The organism is Paraburkholderia acidicola (assembly GCF_002362315.1).
Classification (GTDB): domain Bacteria; phylum Pseudomonadota; class Gammaproteobacteria; order Burkholderiales; family Burkholderiaceae; genus Paraburkholderia; species Paraburkholderia acidicola.
The window spans coordinates 585,827-599,533 of record NZ_MTZV01000006.1 but is presented as its reverse complement, the minus strand read 5'-3'; the positions used below and the strand labels follow the sequence as shown (position 1 = coordinate 599,533).

General features: G+C 60.2%; 11 protein-coding genes. 10 read left to right on the top strand and 1 reads right to left on the bottom strand.

The window, feature by feature from the left end:
- Positions 1-32 precede the first annotated feature (32 nt).
- The 8 genes from BWP39_RS21560 to BWP39_RS21525 all read left to right on the top strand — a co-directional run bounded on the left by BWP39_RS21560 (position 33) and on the right by BWP39_RS21525 (position 9,553).
- Positions 33-578, top strand: coding sequence for a Csu type fimbrial protein (locus tag BWP39_RS21560; protein WP_096726078.1), 546 nt, complete (start codon positions 33-35; stop codon positions 576-578).
- A 52-nt stretch (positions 579-630) separates the two neighbouring features.
- Positions 631-1,188 carry a spore coat protein U domain-containing protein gene (locus BWP39_RS21555; protein WP_096723908.1) on the top strand — a complete coding sequence of 186 codons (558 nt, stop codon included), beginning with the start codon at positions 631-633 and terminating at the stop codon, positions 1,186-1,188.
- A gap of 76 nt (positions 1,189-1,264) precedes the next feature.
- Positions 1,265-1,756 (top strand): Csu type fimbrial protein, encoded by a 492-nt coding sequence (locus tag BWP39_RS21550; RefSeq protein WP_096723906.1) that lies wholly within the window; start codon positions 1,265-1,267, stop codon positions 1,754-1,756.
- A gap of 36 nt (positions 1,757-1,792) precedes the next feature.
- Positions 1,793-2,617 carry a fimbrial biogenesis chaperone gene (locus tag BWP39_RS21545; protein ID WP_096723904.1) on the top strand — a complete coding sequence of 275 codons (825 nt, stop codon included), beginning with the start codon at positions 1,793-1,795 and terminating at the stop codon, positions 2,615-2,617.
- A 36-nt stretch (positions 2,618-2,653) separates the two neighbouring features.
- Positions 2,654-5,059, top strand: a complete 2,406-nt coding sequence (locus BWP39_RS21540; RefSeq protein ID WP_328590125.1) for a fimbria/pilus outer membrane usher protein — start codon at positions 2,654-2,656, stop codon at positions 5,057-5,059.
- Positions 5,056-6,054: a Csu type fimbrial protein gene (locus tag BWP39_RS21535; RefSeq protein WP_328590124.1), complete on the top strand. Its 999-nt coding sequence runs from the start codon at positions 5,056-5,058 to the stop codon at positions 6,052-6,054. The genes BWP39_RS21540 and BWP39_RS21535 overlap by 4 nt, the downstream gene beginning before the upstream one ends.
- A 205-nt stretch (positions 6,055-6,259) precedes the next feature.
- Entirely contained in the window at positions 6,260-8,218 is a 1,959-nt protein-coding gene (locus tag BWP39_RS21530) for an SPFH domain-containing protein (RefSeq protein ID WP_096723900.1), read from the top strand.
- A gap of 48 nt (positions 8,219-8,266) precedes the next feature.
- Positions 8,267-9,553 carry a tetratricopeptide repeat protein gene (locus BWP39_RS21525; RefSeq protein WP_096723898.1) on the top strand — a complete coding sequence of 429 codons (1,287 nt, stop codon included), beginning with the start codon at positions 8,267-8,269 and terminating at the stop codon, positions 9,551-9,553.
- A gap of 67 nt (positions 9,554-9,620) precedes the next feature.
- Here the strand turns inward: BWP39_RS21525 and BWP39_RS21520 are convergent, their stop codons facing one another.
- Positions 9,621-10,871 (bottom strand): MFS transporter, encoded by a 1,251-nt coding sequence (locus tag BWP39_RS21520; RefSeq protein WP_096723896.1) that lies wholly within the window; start codon positions 10,869-10,871, stop codon positions 9,621-9,623.
- A gap of 592 nt (positions 10,872-11,463) precedes the next feature.
- Between BWP39_RS21520 and BWP39_RS32145 the strand changes: the two genes are divergently transcribed.
- Together BWP39_RS32145 and pabB are read left to right on the top strand one after the other, a co-directional pair.
- Positions 11,464-12,060, top strand: coding sequence for an anthranilate synthase component II (locus BWP39_RS32145; protein ID WP_207557021.1), 597 nt, complete (start codon positions 11,464-11,466; stop codon positions 12,058-12,060).
- A 43-nt stretch (positions 12,061-12,103) separates the two neighbouring features.
- Entirely contained in the window at positions 12,104-13,678 is a 1,575-nt protein-coding gene (pabB, locus tag BWP39_RS21515; protein ID WP_207557020.1) for an aminodeoxychorismate synthase component I, read from the top strand.
- Positions 13,679-13,707: the final 29 nt, after the last annotated feature.

The window sequence follows — 13,707 nt, the reverse complement described above, 5'->3', positions numbered from 1 at the left end:
TTGCGGGTTCATCGAACACAACGGGAAATAGCATGCGTAAGCGATTCATGCAGATGATTGGGGGAGTGGCGATCGCGTGGCCTTTCACGGCCATGCCATCAGGCCAGGTGACCGGCGCGATGCAGGTGAGTCTGCAGGTCAACCGTGGCTGCGCAATCGCAGGCCTGGTCGGCAGCGCGAATGTCGGCCGGCTGGACTTCGGCACACAAGGGCCGCTCTGGTCGGACTACCTCACCGCCGACAGCAGGGCGACATCTAACGGTGCCATGCACATCATCTGTAGTCCGGAAGTCAGTGGCTTCAGGGTGTCAGTTGATAGCGGCCGCAATGGCAACCAGTCAACCCGTTATCTCATCAAGCGCGACGAACTCGGTCACCTGGTCGGCCAGATTCCCTACAACGTCTACCGCGATGCGGCGCGCAGCGAACCGTACGTACCGCTTTTGCCGCAGACCTTCGTCATCGACGGGCGTGGTCGCGGCGTGACCTTGCCGTTGTACGGCGTCGTCAACAGCCGCAACGAGGCGATACCGGCGGGGGATTATCAGGATTTACTCGGCATCACTCTCGACTGGTGAAGCAGGTAAGTACGGCAGGTCGTTTCTTTTATTACTCAAGAAGGAAGTAACCATGAAAACTCACAGGAAAGTGTGGGCGGCTTTCGCCTGCGCGTCGCTCTGCGCAGGTGTGCACGCGCAGACCAATCCCCTCAGGGGCGTAATCAACTCGACGCTCGTGCTGACGAGCGGATGTGCGATCGACTCGGGCCGCGGTTCGGTCGGCGAGACCAACTGGGGCACGCTCGATTTCGGCACGCAGCCAAGTGGTTTCACCGGCTCGCTGAATGCCACGACAGGTAGAGGGCCGAATTCCACTCAGGTGACCTGCTCGCCGGATATTACGACCGTGAACGTAACGGTCGATGCGGGGCAGAACGGCGGCGCGGGAGCGGGTATCGGCAACGGGTCGCGCGCACTCACAAACGGCACGAACTTTGTCCCCTATGAGGTGTACGCGGACAACCTGAATTCACGGCAGTACCAGGTGGGCGCGGAGCAGGCTGTCAGGGTTCCGACTCCGGGCAGCGCATTCCCGATACCGGTGTTTGGTGTGGCGAGCAAAACGAGTTCCTCAGCGCTTGCTGCGGGCACCTATACCGACGTGCTGGGCGTCACGCTCGGCTGGTAAGCACAAGCCGCTTTTAACCGGTTCGGTCCTGCGGCTGGCTTGTGAGCCGCAGGACCAACCTCTGCTCGTGATCTTCATGAAAATCATTCGCTGTGGGGCATTTCTGCTGGGCATTGCCGTGCTGCCTGCCTCGGGTCACGCACAGACAACCCATAACTTGACGGTAAGCGCCGAGATCGTCCCGGGTTGTAGCGTGGTGGGAGGAGGCCCGACCAATAACATTGACTTCGGCAGGTTCAATTTCGGCACCCATCCCGCGGTCTCAAGAGAACGGGTAACGGCCCTGTTCAATGGTAGTGAGGTCCAGATCGCATGCACGAGGGGCCTGCCAGTGACGATGCGGATCGACGGCGGAGCCAATCCCGATGCGCGCAACACACAACGCAATCTGGCGAACGGCGGCGCGCGAATCGCGTACCAGCTTTTTTCCGACGCCGCTCGCACGCAGGCGATCGGGATCGGGCAGCCGGTACCGCGAGGGCAGGTATTCGGTGCGCTGACGCTGCCTGGTGGCGCCGTGCCTGCAGGTACCTACACGGACACCGTGCAAATCACTTTGAGTTACTAAAACGCTCAGGAATCCAGCATGAATTCACCCATAACAATGAGCGTTTCGTTGTGCCGCACGCGTGCGAGGCGCAGCGCATGGCTGGCACTCGCAACGGCAATCGTATCGTTCACCAGCCTGCACGTGTGTGCGGCGACGTCCGTGATGATCTGGCCGATCGATCCCGTTATCGAAAGCGATCAACGTGCGGCCGCGCTATGGCTCGAAAACCGCGACAACAAGCCGGTCACGCTGCAGGTGCGGGTGCTCGGCTGGCGCGAAGCGGACGGCAAGGAGATCTATGACGAGGACCAGGATCGTGTTGCCGGCAGCCCGCCGATGGCAACGGTGCCGCCGGGCAAGCGTCAGTTGATTCGTTTGACCCGTCTTGCGGACGTCGCGCCCGGTACCGAAGAAGCCTATCGCGTGCTCATCGATGAAATTCCACAACCGGATGAAGACGCGGCGACGCCATCCACCGTGGCGTCGCTGGGCGTGAAGTTCCAGATGCACTACTCGATACCGCTGTTCGTCTACGGCGACGGTTTGTGGCTCAAGGAAGATTCCAGGAAGCGCCGCGATGCCGCCACGGCGGGGCGGCCGCTACTGCACTGGCATGTCGTGAGTGAAGGCAGCAAGCGCTGGCTGGTGCTGTCGAACCACGGCCCCGTGCACGCGCGAATCACGCAGGTGGCCTTCGATACAAACGGTTCACGTGTCGAATTCGCCAACGGACTGCTGGGCTATGTGCTTGCCGGTGCGCAGATGCGTTGGCCGCTACCCGACACCGTCAGGCTAGAGACGAAGCCGAAATTGATTCTGACGGTCAACGGCAAGGCCGACGTCGAGATAGAACCGGCTCCCGTCAATACAAACCAGTAAGCCTCATCAAACTATATGGCGACGGGAGGGTTCCAGATGCGATACAACGACCAGCAAGCCCGATGGAAGCTACCCCGGTGTGCGGCGATATGGTCGATGAAGATGGTGTTTGCCGCCGCGGGTAGCGCACACGCGGCCGAATCGACGATGCCTGTCAGTCGCCTGGAAGAAGCACCGCCGTCTGCGAACAACCCGATAAAGAGCGGCACGCTCTACCTGGAGCTCGTCGTCAACGAATTGTCGACCGGGCATGTGGTACCGGTGCGCTATCGGGACGGTGTTTACCAGGCGTACTCGCGCGATCTCGCAGCGGTGTCGGTTCGCACGGGTTCAGCCCCGGACGAACTGGTCGACCTGAGCAACCTCGACGGCGTAGAGGTGGAGTACGACAGCATCGGGCAGCGTTTGAAGCTGACCGTACCGCCCGACTGGTTGCCGCAACAGTCGGTCGGTCAGGGACGGCTGTACGATCGTACGCCCGCTGCGGTCAGTCTCGGCATGTTGTTCAACTATGACGTCTATGCCGCGTCGCCGACACTCGGCCCGAGCTCCACCTCCGCATGGACCGAGCAGCGGCTGTTCGACCGGTGGGGAACGCTCGTCAACACCGGTGTCTACCGGCGCGATTCTGGCGCTCATGATGGCTCGACGAGCAATCGCTATCTGCGCTACGACACCTTCTGGCGCTACTCGGATCAGGACCGCATGCTCTCCTATACGGCGGGCGACCTGATTACCGGAGCGCTGTCGTGGAGCAGCGCGGTGCGGTTGGGTGGTGTGTCGGTGGAACGCGACTTCACGGTGCGCCCCGACATCGTCACCTATCCGCTGCCGCAGTTCTCCGGACAGGCGGCGGTGCCGACTGCGGTGGACCTGTTTATCAACGGGAGCAAGGCGACCTCGGGCCAGGTCAATCCGGGGCCATTCACGCTGAACAACGTACCGTTTATCAACGGCGCGGGCGAAGCGAGTGTCGTCACGACCGATGCGCTCGGCCGCCAGGTCGCCACCACGGTGCAGTTTTACGTGGCCAATACGCTGTTGCAGAAGGGGCTGTCGGACTACTCGCTATCCGTCGGTGCAGTGCGCCGCGGTTACGGCATGCAGTCGTTCTCGTACGGCAAATTCGCTGCGTCGGGGACGGCACGCTACGGTCTGACCGACTATCTGACCGTCGATGGACATGCAGAAGGCGGCGAGCGGTTTGCGCTTGGCGGGCTCGGCTTCGATCTCGGTGTCGGGTTGTTTGGCGTATTCAACGTCGCCGCGACGCAAAGCAGTCTCGATGGTTCGTCGGGCCAGCAGTACGCGCTCGGCTACAGCTACGCGTCGCAGTACTTCAGCGTCGCGCTGCAACGGGTCCTGCGCACCGCGGGCTACGGCGATCTGTCGGTCTACGATCTGCCGTCGAACACAACGTACGGGCTCGTGCGCCAGAGCACGCAGGCGACCGGCGCACTGAATCTCGGTGCAGTCGGCGGCACGCTCGGTTCAGGCTACTTCGATGTGCGTGGCGCCCATGGCGCGCGCACGCGGATCGTGAACCTGTCGCACTCGCGGCCGATCCTGGGCCGGGCGACGTTGTACGCATCGGTCAACAGGACGATCGGCAATCAGGGTATCGCCGCGCAGGCACAACTGATCTTGCCACTCGGCAATCAAGGTGCGGTCACGGCCGGCCTTGCACGCGATGAGAACCGTCGATGGAGCGAGCGTGTGCAATACAGCCGCAACGTCCCGAGCGATGGCGGGTTCGGCTGGAATCTTGCCTACGCGGGGGGCAGTTCCCACTACCAGCAGGCGGACGCGACGTGGCGCAATCGCTACTTCCAGGCGCAAGGCGGTGCGTACGGCGTACGTGCAGGCCAGTCGTATACGCGCTGGGCTGAGGTACAAGGTTCGCTCGTCATGATGGACGGCAGGGTGTTGCCCGCGAACCGCGTGGACGACGCGTTCGTGCTCGTCAGTACGCAGGGCCAGAGAGATATCCCCGTGCGCTACGAGAACCAGCTCGTAGGCACGACGGATCGCACGGGGCATCTGCTGGTGCCGTGGGCGCCATCTTTCTATGCGGCCAAGTATGAGATCGATCCTCTCGGCTTGCCGGGCAATATGCAGGTGCCGGTCGTCGAACGACGTGTCGCGGTGCGTAACCGTAGCGGCGCGCTTGTCACGTTTCCGATAGAGAAGATTATTTCTGCGCGAATCATGCTGGTTGACAGTACGGGCAAGCCATTGAAGGTGGGCGCGCGTGTCGTGCATGAAGAGAGTAACCAGACCTCGCTGGTCGGGTGGAATGGTGAGACTTATTTCGCGAACCTGTCGACGTTGAATCATCTGCGCGTCACGACGACGGATGGTCGCGAATGTCGCGCTGCGTTCCAGGTGGATAGGGATGCTGCCGAGATGAGTCGTGTGGGTCCGCTGGTTTGCAGCGAATGAGGGAGAGAGAGATGAATACGTTTAGTCGACGCTTGAAGTGCTGCATCACGGCAGGAACTACGAGTCTGTTTCTCTGCTTTCACTCGTTTGATGCGCAGGCTCAGTGTTCTGTCGTAACCCCCACTGATGCTTCATTCGGAACGCCGACGTCCTTTACCGTGAGAACTGCGCAGCAGTCCGGCTCAACGATTAACAGCGGTTTAACCTGTGATGGTACGGGTGTTGCGGCGCCTCTTTTATCCACAAATGAAATCAATATGACCTTGTCATCACAGAATGCTGAGAGCGTCAGGAGTTCTACGGGTGACACCATACCCTATCGGATCTTTGCCGACGCGAACGCAAGAACTCCAGTCAATTCTGGGAGAGCTGTAAACTGGGCGACCGATCCCCTTCGTAGCACGCTCAGTCTTTTTGGCGGGGCGTCGCTGTCACCCCCATTATATTTTCGGACCACGCCGGGAGCGAATGTCGCGGCTGGGACCTACACCGACACAATTACTATTAACTGGAACTGGCGTTATTGCACAAGAAGTTCTTTACCCGGCGTTTCGTGCTCACGTTTCGATAGGGGGTCCGGAGCCTCTGCCTTCTTGCTGACATTGGTCGTAACCAACGACTGCACAATCGCCGCGCGAGACATAAGCTTTGGAGCCGCGCCAGATCCTGCCAGTTTCTCTCCGGTGACAGGTGGCATCGGTGTGACGTGCACAAAGGGTCTTACCTATACCGTGGGGGTGAGTAGTGGCAGTTTCCCCGCCGCAAATGGCCGTCGGCAGATGGCGAGTAGTGGCGGTGGTCGCCTGCAATATGACATCTTCAACGGTCGTGGTGCCACGGTCTGGGGGGAAGACACGAATCGTGTCCGCAGCGTGAGTTCTGCAGATGGCTTATCAGCACAGCAGTTTCCATTTCGTGCGGCCATCTACGCGGATCAAGAGATTCCTCCGGTTGGGACTTATACAGACTCGGTTGTAATTGATGTGCGTTACTAACGGACATTACGAACGAACGTCACTAGCGGGCGTCACGTTTCCGACACTAACCGCGATCCGCTTGCAACGACTACACCATGCCCTGATTTTCGCAAGGCTATAACGCGTTGTAGAAGCACCCTTCCAGATTCGATCGTCGACCTACGCTGCGAAAATCAAAGGAGTAAAATGCGCATGCGATAACTAGAACTTAAAGGCGAAAAAAATGATCGAGTTTCCGCATGCAGTATGGCTCTGGAGCGCACTTGTCGTCGTTCTGGTGCTGGTAGTCCTGGGGATGATTTTTCGGGCGGCGGGTATTGTCCGCTACGTGCCCAATGACAGCATCGCTGTCGTCGAAAAACTATGGAGTTCAAGTGGTTCGGTAAAGATCGGTCTGCTGGCGCTGCATGGGGAAGCCGGTTTTCAACCCGATCTGCGACGCGGCGGGTTCCATTTCTTTGCACCGTTTCAGTATCGTGTGCATATCCGCCCGATGGTGTCGGTGACGCAGGGCAAGATCGGTTATGTCTTCGCACGCGACGGCGTCGATTTGCCCGCGAGCCAGACGCTTGCGAGCAATGGAACCGTCGATGACTTCCGCGATGTCCGCGGGTTCCTCGAACACGGCGGCCAGAAAGGTCCGCAACGTAAAGTGCTGCGCGAAGGTACGCACATTCTGAATCCCGCGCTGTTCGTTGTGATGACCGAAGAAGCGACGTATTCGCTGTCGCTCGATGCGCAGGAGAAGGGCTATTACGGCAAGATGCGCGATCTGCTCGATGAACGCGCTGCATTCAAGCCGGTGGTCATCAAGGAAATGGCCGGCGCGCATGACTCCGATCAGCTTGCCATCGTTACCGTGCAGGACGGTCCAGGACTGCAGAAAGACGAACTGCTCGCACCCGATGTCGGCGACGTGCACAACGCGTTTCAGGAGCCCGAGAAGTTTCTCGCGGCCGGTGGTCGGCGTGGGCGTCAGGAGCGCAGCCTGGTCGAAGGCACGTACTACATCAACCGTCTCTTTGCGACTGTCGAGTTCATCAAGAAGACGGTGATCCCGGTCGGCTTTGTGGGTGTGGTCGTCTCGTACACGGGGCGCCGCGGCGAAGACCTGTCGGGCACCGAATACAGCCACGGCGAACTCGTCGAGAGCGGTTGCCGCGGTGTGTGGCGCGATCCGCTGATGCCGGGCAAGTATGCGTTCAACACCTACGCCGGCAAGATCGAACTGGTCCCGACCACGAACTTCGTCTTGATGTGGAAAGCAGGCGAAAGCGGTTCGAGCTTCGATTCGAATCTGCGCGAGATCACGCTGATCACGAAGGATGCGTTCGAGCCGCAGTTGCCGCTGTCGGTCGTGGTTCATATCGACTACCGCAAGGCGCCGATGGTGGTGCAACGTTTCGGCAATGTCGAGCAACTCGTCGAGCAGACGCTCGACCCGATGGTGTCGTCGTACTTCAAGAACGTGTCGCAAACGCGGACCTTCATCGAGCTGATTCAGTCGCGCAGCGAGTTGCAAGGCAACGCATCGCACGATATGCGCGAGCGTTTCCAGGCCTATTCGCTGGAGTTCGAAGAAGTGCTGATCGGCACGCCGAAGCCGCAGGTGGGCGACACGCAGATCGAGAACATCATGGCGCAGTTGCGCGACCGGCAGATTGCGCGCGAACAGGTCGAGACGTTTGCGCAGAAGCAGATCGCCGCCGACAAGCAACGCGAGCTTAACGAAGCCGAACAGCGTGCTGCGAAGCAGAAGGAATTGACGGGATCGCTGGTCGATATTTCGATCAAGGAGAACCAGGGCGCAGCTAGCGTTAAAGCGGCTGAAAAGCGTCGTCAGGAAATCGAGGCGCTCGCGCAGGCCGAGAAATTCCGTCAGGAGATGGAAGGCTCTGGGCGTGCTTCCGCAGTGAAGGCGGTGGGCGAGGCCGAGGCGGCAGCGATCAAGGCGAAGTCCGAAGCACTCGAAGGCGAAGGCGCCGACAAGCAGTTGATGCAGACCGTGATGTTGCGGCTCGCTGAAGCGCTCGAAACGTCGAAGGTGCCGCTCGTACCGCAAATTCAGCTTGGCGGCGGCAACGACGGCAACGCACTGACTACGCTGATGTCCTTGATGAGTTCGTTGAAAGCGGGAGAATTGACGAAATCATTGACTCACAACGGGTCGGACAACGCGTAATACAGCCACGCCTGGTCACAGGCGTGGCGATCGATTTCTACCTATCGAATGAAACCCAGGACACTCGCCGCTGCGGGAAATGCCAGTCACTCACTGCTGCAGGCGGCGCTCGCCGCCTACCGGCAGGGTGACATGAAGCAGGCAGAAGCGCTCTGTCGTCGTGTGCTCGAACAAGACGAGCACAACGGCATTGCCCACAACAATCTGGCCAACCTCTTGCGGCAATCGGGCCGCCGCAGCGAAGCGAAGCAGCACTACGAACGCGCGCTGGTGCAGATGCCTGCCTCGGCGGAAATCCGCAGCAATCTGGCCGGTGTGCTCGAAGATCTTCGCGAATACGACACGGCCGAGATCGAGTATCGCCGGGCGCTTGCACTTCGCCCCGATTTCGTTGAGGCGCGCTTCGATCTCGGGTTACTGCTGCTATCGGCCGGACGCTACGCCGAAGGCTGGGTGTATTACGAGGCGCGTGCCCAGGTTTTCGCCGAGCATGGCACGTTGCCGTTTCCGCAATGGAACGGCGAGGATCTGACCGGCAAGAGCCTGCTGCTGCTGCCGGAACAGGGCTACGGCGACACGATCCAGTTCGCGCGTTACGCGCCGCTTTTGAAGGCGCGCGGCGTCAAGACACTGACCATGTTGTGCAAGCCGGACATTGCGCCGCTACTGCAAACCATCGAGGGTGTCGATGAGTTCGTAACGGACCCCGGCGCGTTGCGCATGCATGACTACTGGGATTCGATCATGAGTCTCGGTTGCCGGCTCGGCACGACGCCCGAAACGATTCCCGCGAAGATTCCCTATGTCGGCGTATTCGCGAGCCGGCTCGAAGCGTGGCGCGCACGTTTGCCAGCCGACGGCGTGCGCGTCGGACTCGTGTGGAAGGGCAATCCCGACCACGACAACGACGCCGAACGATCGCTGCGTCACTTCTCCGAACTGCTGCCGCTGTGGTCGGTCGGCGGAATTCGCTTTGTGAGCTTGCAGGTTGGCCAGGCGGAGGTAGAAACAGAGACTGACGGCACGAATACGCAGCAGCCGATTGTCCGCCTGGGAAAGGAAATACGCGATTTCGGCGACACCGCTGCAATCGTCGCGCAGCTCAATCTCGTGATCTGTGTCGATACGGCGGTCGCGCATGTGGCGGGTGCGTTGGGCGTCGCGTGCTGGTTGATGCTGCCCGGTGTGGGTACGGACTGGCGCTGGCACAGGAGCGGCAATCAGTCGGCCTGGTATCCCAAGGACATGTATCTGTTCCGGCAAGGGCCCGGCGGCCGGCCTGCGTTGATCGACGAGGTGAGAGCGGCGCTTGCGGATGTGATGAAGCGGGATTGAGCGACACCAGGCGACAATTGACCATCGTTCCGGCAAGCAAACCAGCAAGCAAGAGAATTCACGTCCTTCAGGCGACAACCTCCGCATCGGCCTTCGCGTTGCGCAACGCCGACAACAGCGCCACCACCATCAACGTCGACGCGATAAAGAACGCGAGTCCCGGCACATGCCAGGCCGCACCAGGACGGATCGACCACGCAAAGCTGAGCCCGAACAGAAGCGGCCCAAAAACCGATGCGAGTCCCTGCATCCCCTGAACGACACCTTGAAGCTGTCCCTGTTCGGCGGGCGAGAGGCGACGCGTTGCGAGTCCCTGTAGCGCTGGCATGAACAGATTCATGAGTGCATAGACGGGGATGGCGATCAGATAGCCCGTTCCCGTCGTGGCGAGCCCGAAGCACGCGTAGCCGATAGCGCCGGCGGTCGCACCGATCAGCATGGCACCGCGTTCGCCGACTCGCGCAACGACGGGCCCGACCAGCGCCATCTGCACCACCGAAGCGAGCGCGCCGCTCACCATCATGACCAGACCGATCGTGACCGGCGTCCAGCCGTAGCGATAGCCGCCATAGAGGACGAAGATCGCCGGTCCGACCATCCACGCCAGCGAAAAAACAAGCGAGAGCAGCGACAGGGCGAGCAGATTCGCGCGCTCCTTGAGAAACAGCAGCGCACCGAATGGATTGGCCTTGCGCAGATCGAAATGCGTCGCGCGTTGTGCCGGCGCGAGCGATTCTGGCAGCACGGCAAAACCATAGACCCAGTTGAGCGCGGTCAAGCCGCCCGCGACATAGAAAGGCAGCCGCAGATCGATGCCGGCGAGCAAACCACCCAGCACCGGGCCACCGAGAAACCCGAGGCTCAAGGCCGAACCGATCCAGCCGAACGCACGGGCCCGCTGCTCAGGCGGCGTGACGTCTGCGACGTACGCATTCGCGGTTGAGAAACTGGCCGCGGTCATTCCGTTCAGTACCCGGCCGACGATCAGCCAGACCATCGTGGGTGCGAGCGCCATGATGAAAAAGTCCACAGCAAGGCCGAACAACGAAATCAGCAGTACGGGCCGGCGACCGATGCGGTCCGAGAGCACGCCGAGCGCCGGGCCGCAGATCAGTTGCATGACGCCCCACACCACGCTGATCAGCGTGCTCCATTCGGTTGCGCTCGCTGTGTCGCCGCCGGCAAACGCCTTGATCAGGTTCGGCAGGACCGGAAGGACGATGCCGAACGACACTGCGTTCATCAGCGCAGTGGCGAAGATAAAACCGAATGCGGCGCGGCGCCTGGCGGGGCCTGTGGTTTCGTCGCAGGTCGTCATGCAAGCAGATTCGGAGAGCGGGGATGCACAGCATCGGCGCTTTTGTCGACGTTGGCAAACAGACGGGTTTTACGCATGGTGCTGGGTTCTTTTATGCAATTCGATTAGCGCTACCAGATTGGCGGCATTTACTTTCATTTTCATAACAACTGTAACCAGTCGCACCTTGAAACAATCTTTATTTTTAGCGAGTTGACATTTTTGATCGTGCGGTGTGCAATTGCCCACCTGCGCAGCGACCGCCTATTCTAGTGGAATTTCATATTCGATTAACAGAATAGGGCATGCAATACGAATTATGCGGAATCACGGTTTTCATCCAGCACGTGGTTGTCAATTGAGTCCTTGTATAAGGGGAAAACGTGCTGCCTGAAGAATATGCTGAATAGAAAGTAATTCAATCGAAAGGTCGAATTTTATTAATCATTTATTAATGATATGAAAAAAGGAATGGCGGATTGCGGCGCTGACATACGCGCTTGTTTTGTCGTTGTCACATAAAGATAGATGTAAGTGTGACAGAGGTGTGACGAAAGCCACCTCTTCGCGACGTTGTTACTTCTACAAGCAGGTTTTCTCGAATCGTTCAGCCATGTGCAAGACGCTCATCATCGATAACTTCGACTCGTTCACCTACAACATCCTGCAGAACATGGGCGAGGTGTGTGGAGAAGAGCCGACCGTGGTGCTCAATACCGCGGATTTCGACGCAATCGATCTCGACCGCTACGACTGCATCATCGTCTCGCCAGGGCCGGGTACGCCCGCGTGCGCGACCGATGTCGGGATCAGCGCGAGAGCGATTCACGAAACGCGTGTTCCGCTGCTCGGTGTGTGCCTCGGCCAGCAATGCATGGCGCATCTGCATGACATGGAAGTCGTGCTTGCGCCCGAGCCGATGCACGGCAGGGTCAGCGTGATCCAGCACGACGGGCGCGGTGTGTTTCAGGGATTGCCGGCAGCGCTTTCGGTGGTTCGTTACCACTCGCTGGTGGTGAAAGAGGTCAAGGCGCCGTTCGAGTTGACCGCGTGGGACGACGCCGGTGTCGTCCACGGCATCAGGCACAGAACGCGGCCGTTGCATGGCGTGCAGTTTCATCCGGAGTCGATCTGCACGGAAGCCGGCAAGGATCTGTTCCGGAATTTTCGCGACCTCGCGATGGTGCATAAAAGCCAGCGTGCAGCGTGACGACAGTCCCCTTCGACGACAGGAATTTCGAAAGGATCAGGCGATGAGCGTTTTTCAGGTCCAGTGCAAGGTACTGGAGGATTGTCCCGATGCCCTGGCGACATTCCGGCAGGTGTTCTCCCGTTCGAGCAGCCGGTTCCTGCTGGAAAGCAGCGTGGTCATCGAGGGTTTCTCGCGCTTCTCGTTCATGGGCGACGCGTATGGGCCATCGGGCGAAAGCATCACCTACGACCTGCGCATGCAGCAGGCCACCGTCGAGCGCGACGGTAGAAGCGAAACGTTGCGCGTGTCGAGCCTGTTCGATCTGCTGAAGACAAACCTCGAAGCACGCAGGATCGAGTCGCCGGCTGGTTTGCCGTTCGGTTTCGATCTCGGCTATGCGGGTGTGTTCGGCTATGAGTTGAAGTGCGAAACGACCGGCGAGAGGGTGTATCAATCGAGCGCGCATGACGCCGCGTTCATATTCGCCACCCGGCTCATCGCGCTCGATCACGTCGAACGCAAAACTTATCTGCTGTACCTGACACAGGACGACGCGCAGCGCGAACAGGCCGCGGCGTGGTTCGATACGGTCGAGCGTGGCTTGCGTGCGCAGGCGGACACGTTGCGATCGATCGATATCCGCGAGGCTGCACCGGCACGAAAGAAGCTGTCGTTGCAGGAAGTCGAGGCATGGATCGCGCGCAACGCGCATCTGCGGCACGACCGGCAAACCTATATCGGGAAGATCCGCGAAGCGTTGACGGAAATCGTCAACGGCGAGAGCTATGAAATCTGTCTGACCAACATGATCTCGTTCCCGTTCGAGCGCTCGCCGTTCGATCTCTACTGTGCCATGCGCGAGCTTTCACCGGCACCGCACGCGGCGTATTTCAGCATCGGCGATTTCGCGCTGGTCGGTTCGTCGCCGGAGCGGTTCCTGAGCGTCGATCGTCACGGTTGCGCGGAGGCGAAGCCGATCAAGGGGACGCGGCCGCGCGGCCGCACACCCGACGAGGATGCGGCATTGATCGAAGACCTGCGTTCCAGTGAAAAAGACCGCGCGGAAAACCTGATGATCGTCGACCTGTTACGCAACGATCTCGGACAGGTCTGCACGATCGGTTCGGTGCACGTGCCGAAGCTGTTCGACGTCGAAACGTATTCGCATGTGCATCAACTGGTATCGACGATACGCGGCACGTTGAAGCCGGGCGTATCGACGGTCGACTGTATCCGTGCGGCGTTCCCGGGCGGCTCGATGACGGGCGCGCCGAAGAAACGCACGATGGACATCATCGATCGGCTCGAAGAAGGGCCGCGCGGCATCTACTCGGGCGCGCTCGGCTGGTTCGGTCTGTCGGGCGCCTGCGACTTCAACATCGTTATTCGCTCGGTGCTGATCGATAAAGGGCGCGCGCAACTCGGCGTGGGCGGTGCGATTACCGCGCTATCGGACCCGGTCGAGGAGTTCGACGAGACGATCGTGAAGGCGCGCGGCGTGGTCGAAGCGGTCGAGCGGCTGGCGGCTGGAAAACTGCATGCACCGCCCGCACCGGAAGCGCCAGATGTGCGTCCGCACCGGGTCGATCCTGCCGCGCTGACATCCCGGTCGCACGTGAGCGTGCCGACGGAATAGCAACGCGTCTGCGTTTCGCGCGCTGTCCA

What these genes read in the sequence shown, in the direction of transcription:
- BWP39_RS21550 (WP_096723906.1), top strand. Translation starts at nt 1,265, where the DNA reads ATGAAAATCATTCGCTGTGGGGCATTTCTGCTGGGCATTGCCGTGCTG.
- BWP39_RS21535 (WP_328590124.1), top strand. Translation starts at nt 5,056, where the DNA reads ATGAGGGAGAGAGAGATGAATACGTTTAGTCGACGCTTGAAGTGCTGC.
- BWP39_RS21525 (WP_096723898.1), top strand. Translation starts at nt 8,267, where the DNA reads ATGAAACCCAGGACACTCGCCGCTGCGGGAAATGCCAGTCACTCACTG.
- BWP39_RS21530 (WP_096723900.1), top strand. Translation starts at nt 6,260, where the DNA reads ATGATCGAGTTTCCGCATGCAGTATGGCTCTGGAGCGCACTTGTCGTC.
- BWP39_RS21555 (WP_096723908.1), top strand. Translation starts at nt 631, where the DNA reads ATGAAAACTCACAGGAAAGTGTGGGCGGCTTTCGCCTGCGCGTCGCTC.
- BWP39_RS21560 (WP_096726078.1), top strand. Translation starts at nt 33, where the DNA reads ATGCGTAAGCGATTCATGCAGATGATTGGGGGAGTGGCGATCGCGTGG.
- pabB (WP_207557020.1), top strand. Translation starts at nt 12,104, where the DNA reads ATGAGCGTTTTTCAGGTCCAGTGCAAGGTACTGGAGGATTGTCCCGAT.
- BWP39_RS21545 (WP_096723904.1), top strand. Translation starts at nt 1,793, where the DNA reads ATGAGCGTTTCGTTGTGCCGCACGCGTGCGAGGCGCAGCGCATGGCTG.
- BWP39_RS32145 (WP_207557021.1), top strand. Translation starts at nt 11,464, where the DNA reads ATGTGCAAGACGCTCATCATCGATAACTTCGACTCGTTCACCTACAAC.
- BWP39_RS21540 (WP_328590125.1), top strand. Translation starts at nt 2,654, where the DNA reads ATGCGATACAACGACCAGCAAGCCCGATGGAAGCTACCCCGGTGTGCG.
- BWP39_RS21520 (WP_096723896.1), bottom strand. Translation starts at nt 10,871, where the DNA reads ATGACGACCTGCGACGAAACCACAGGCCCCGCCAGGCGCCGCGCCGCA.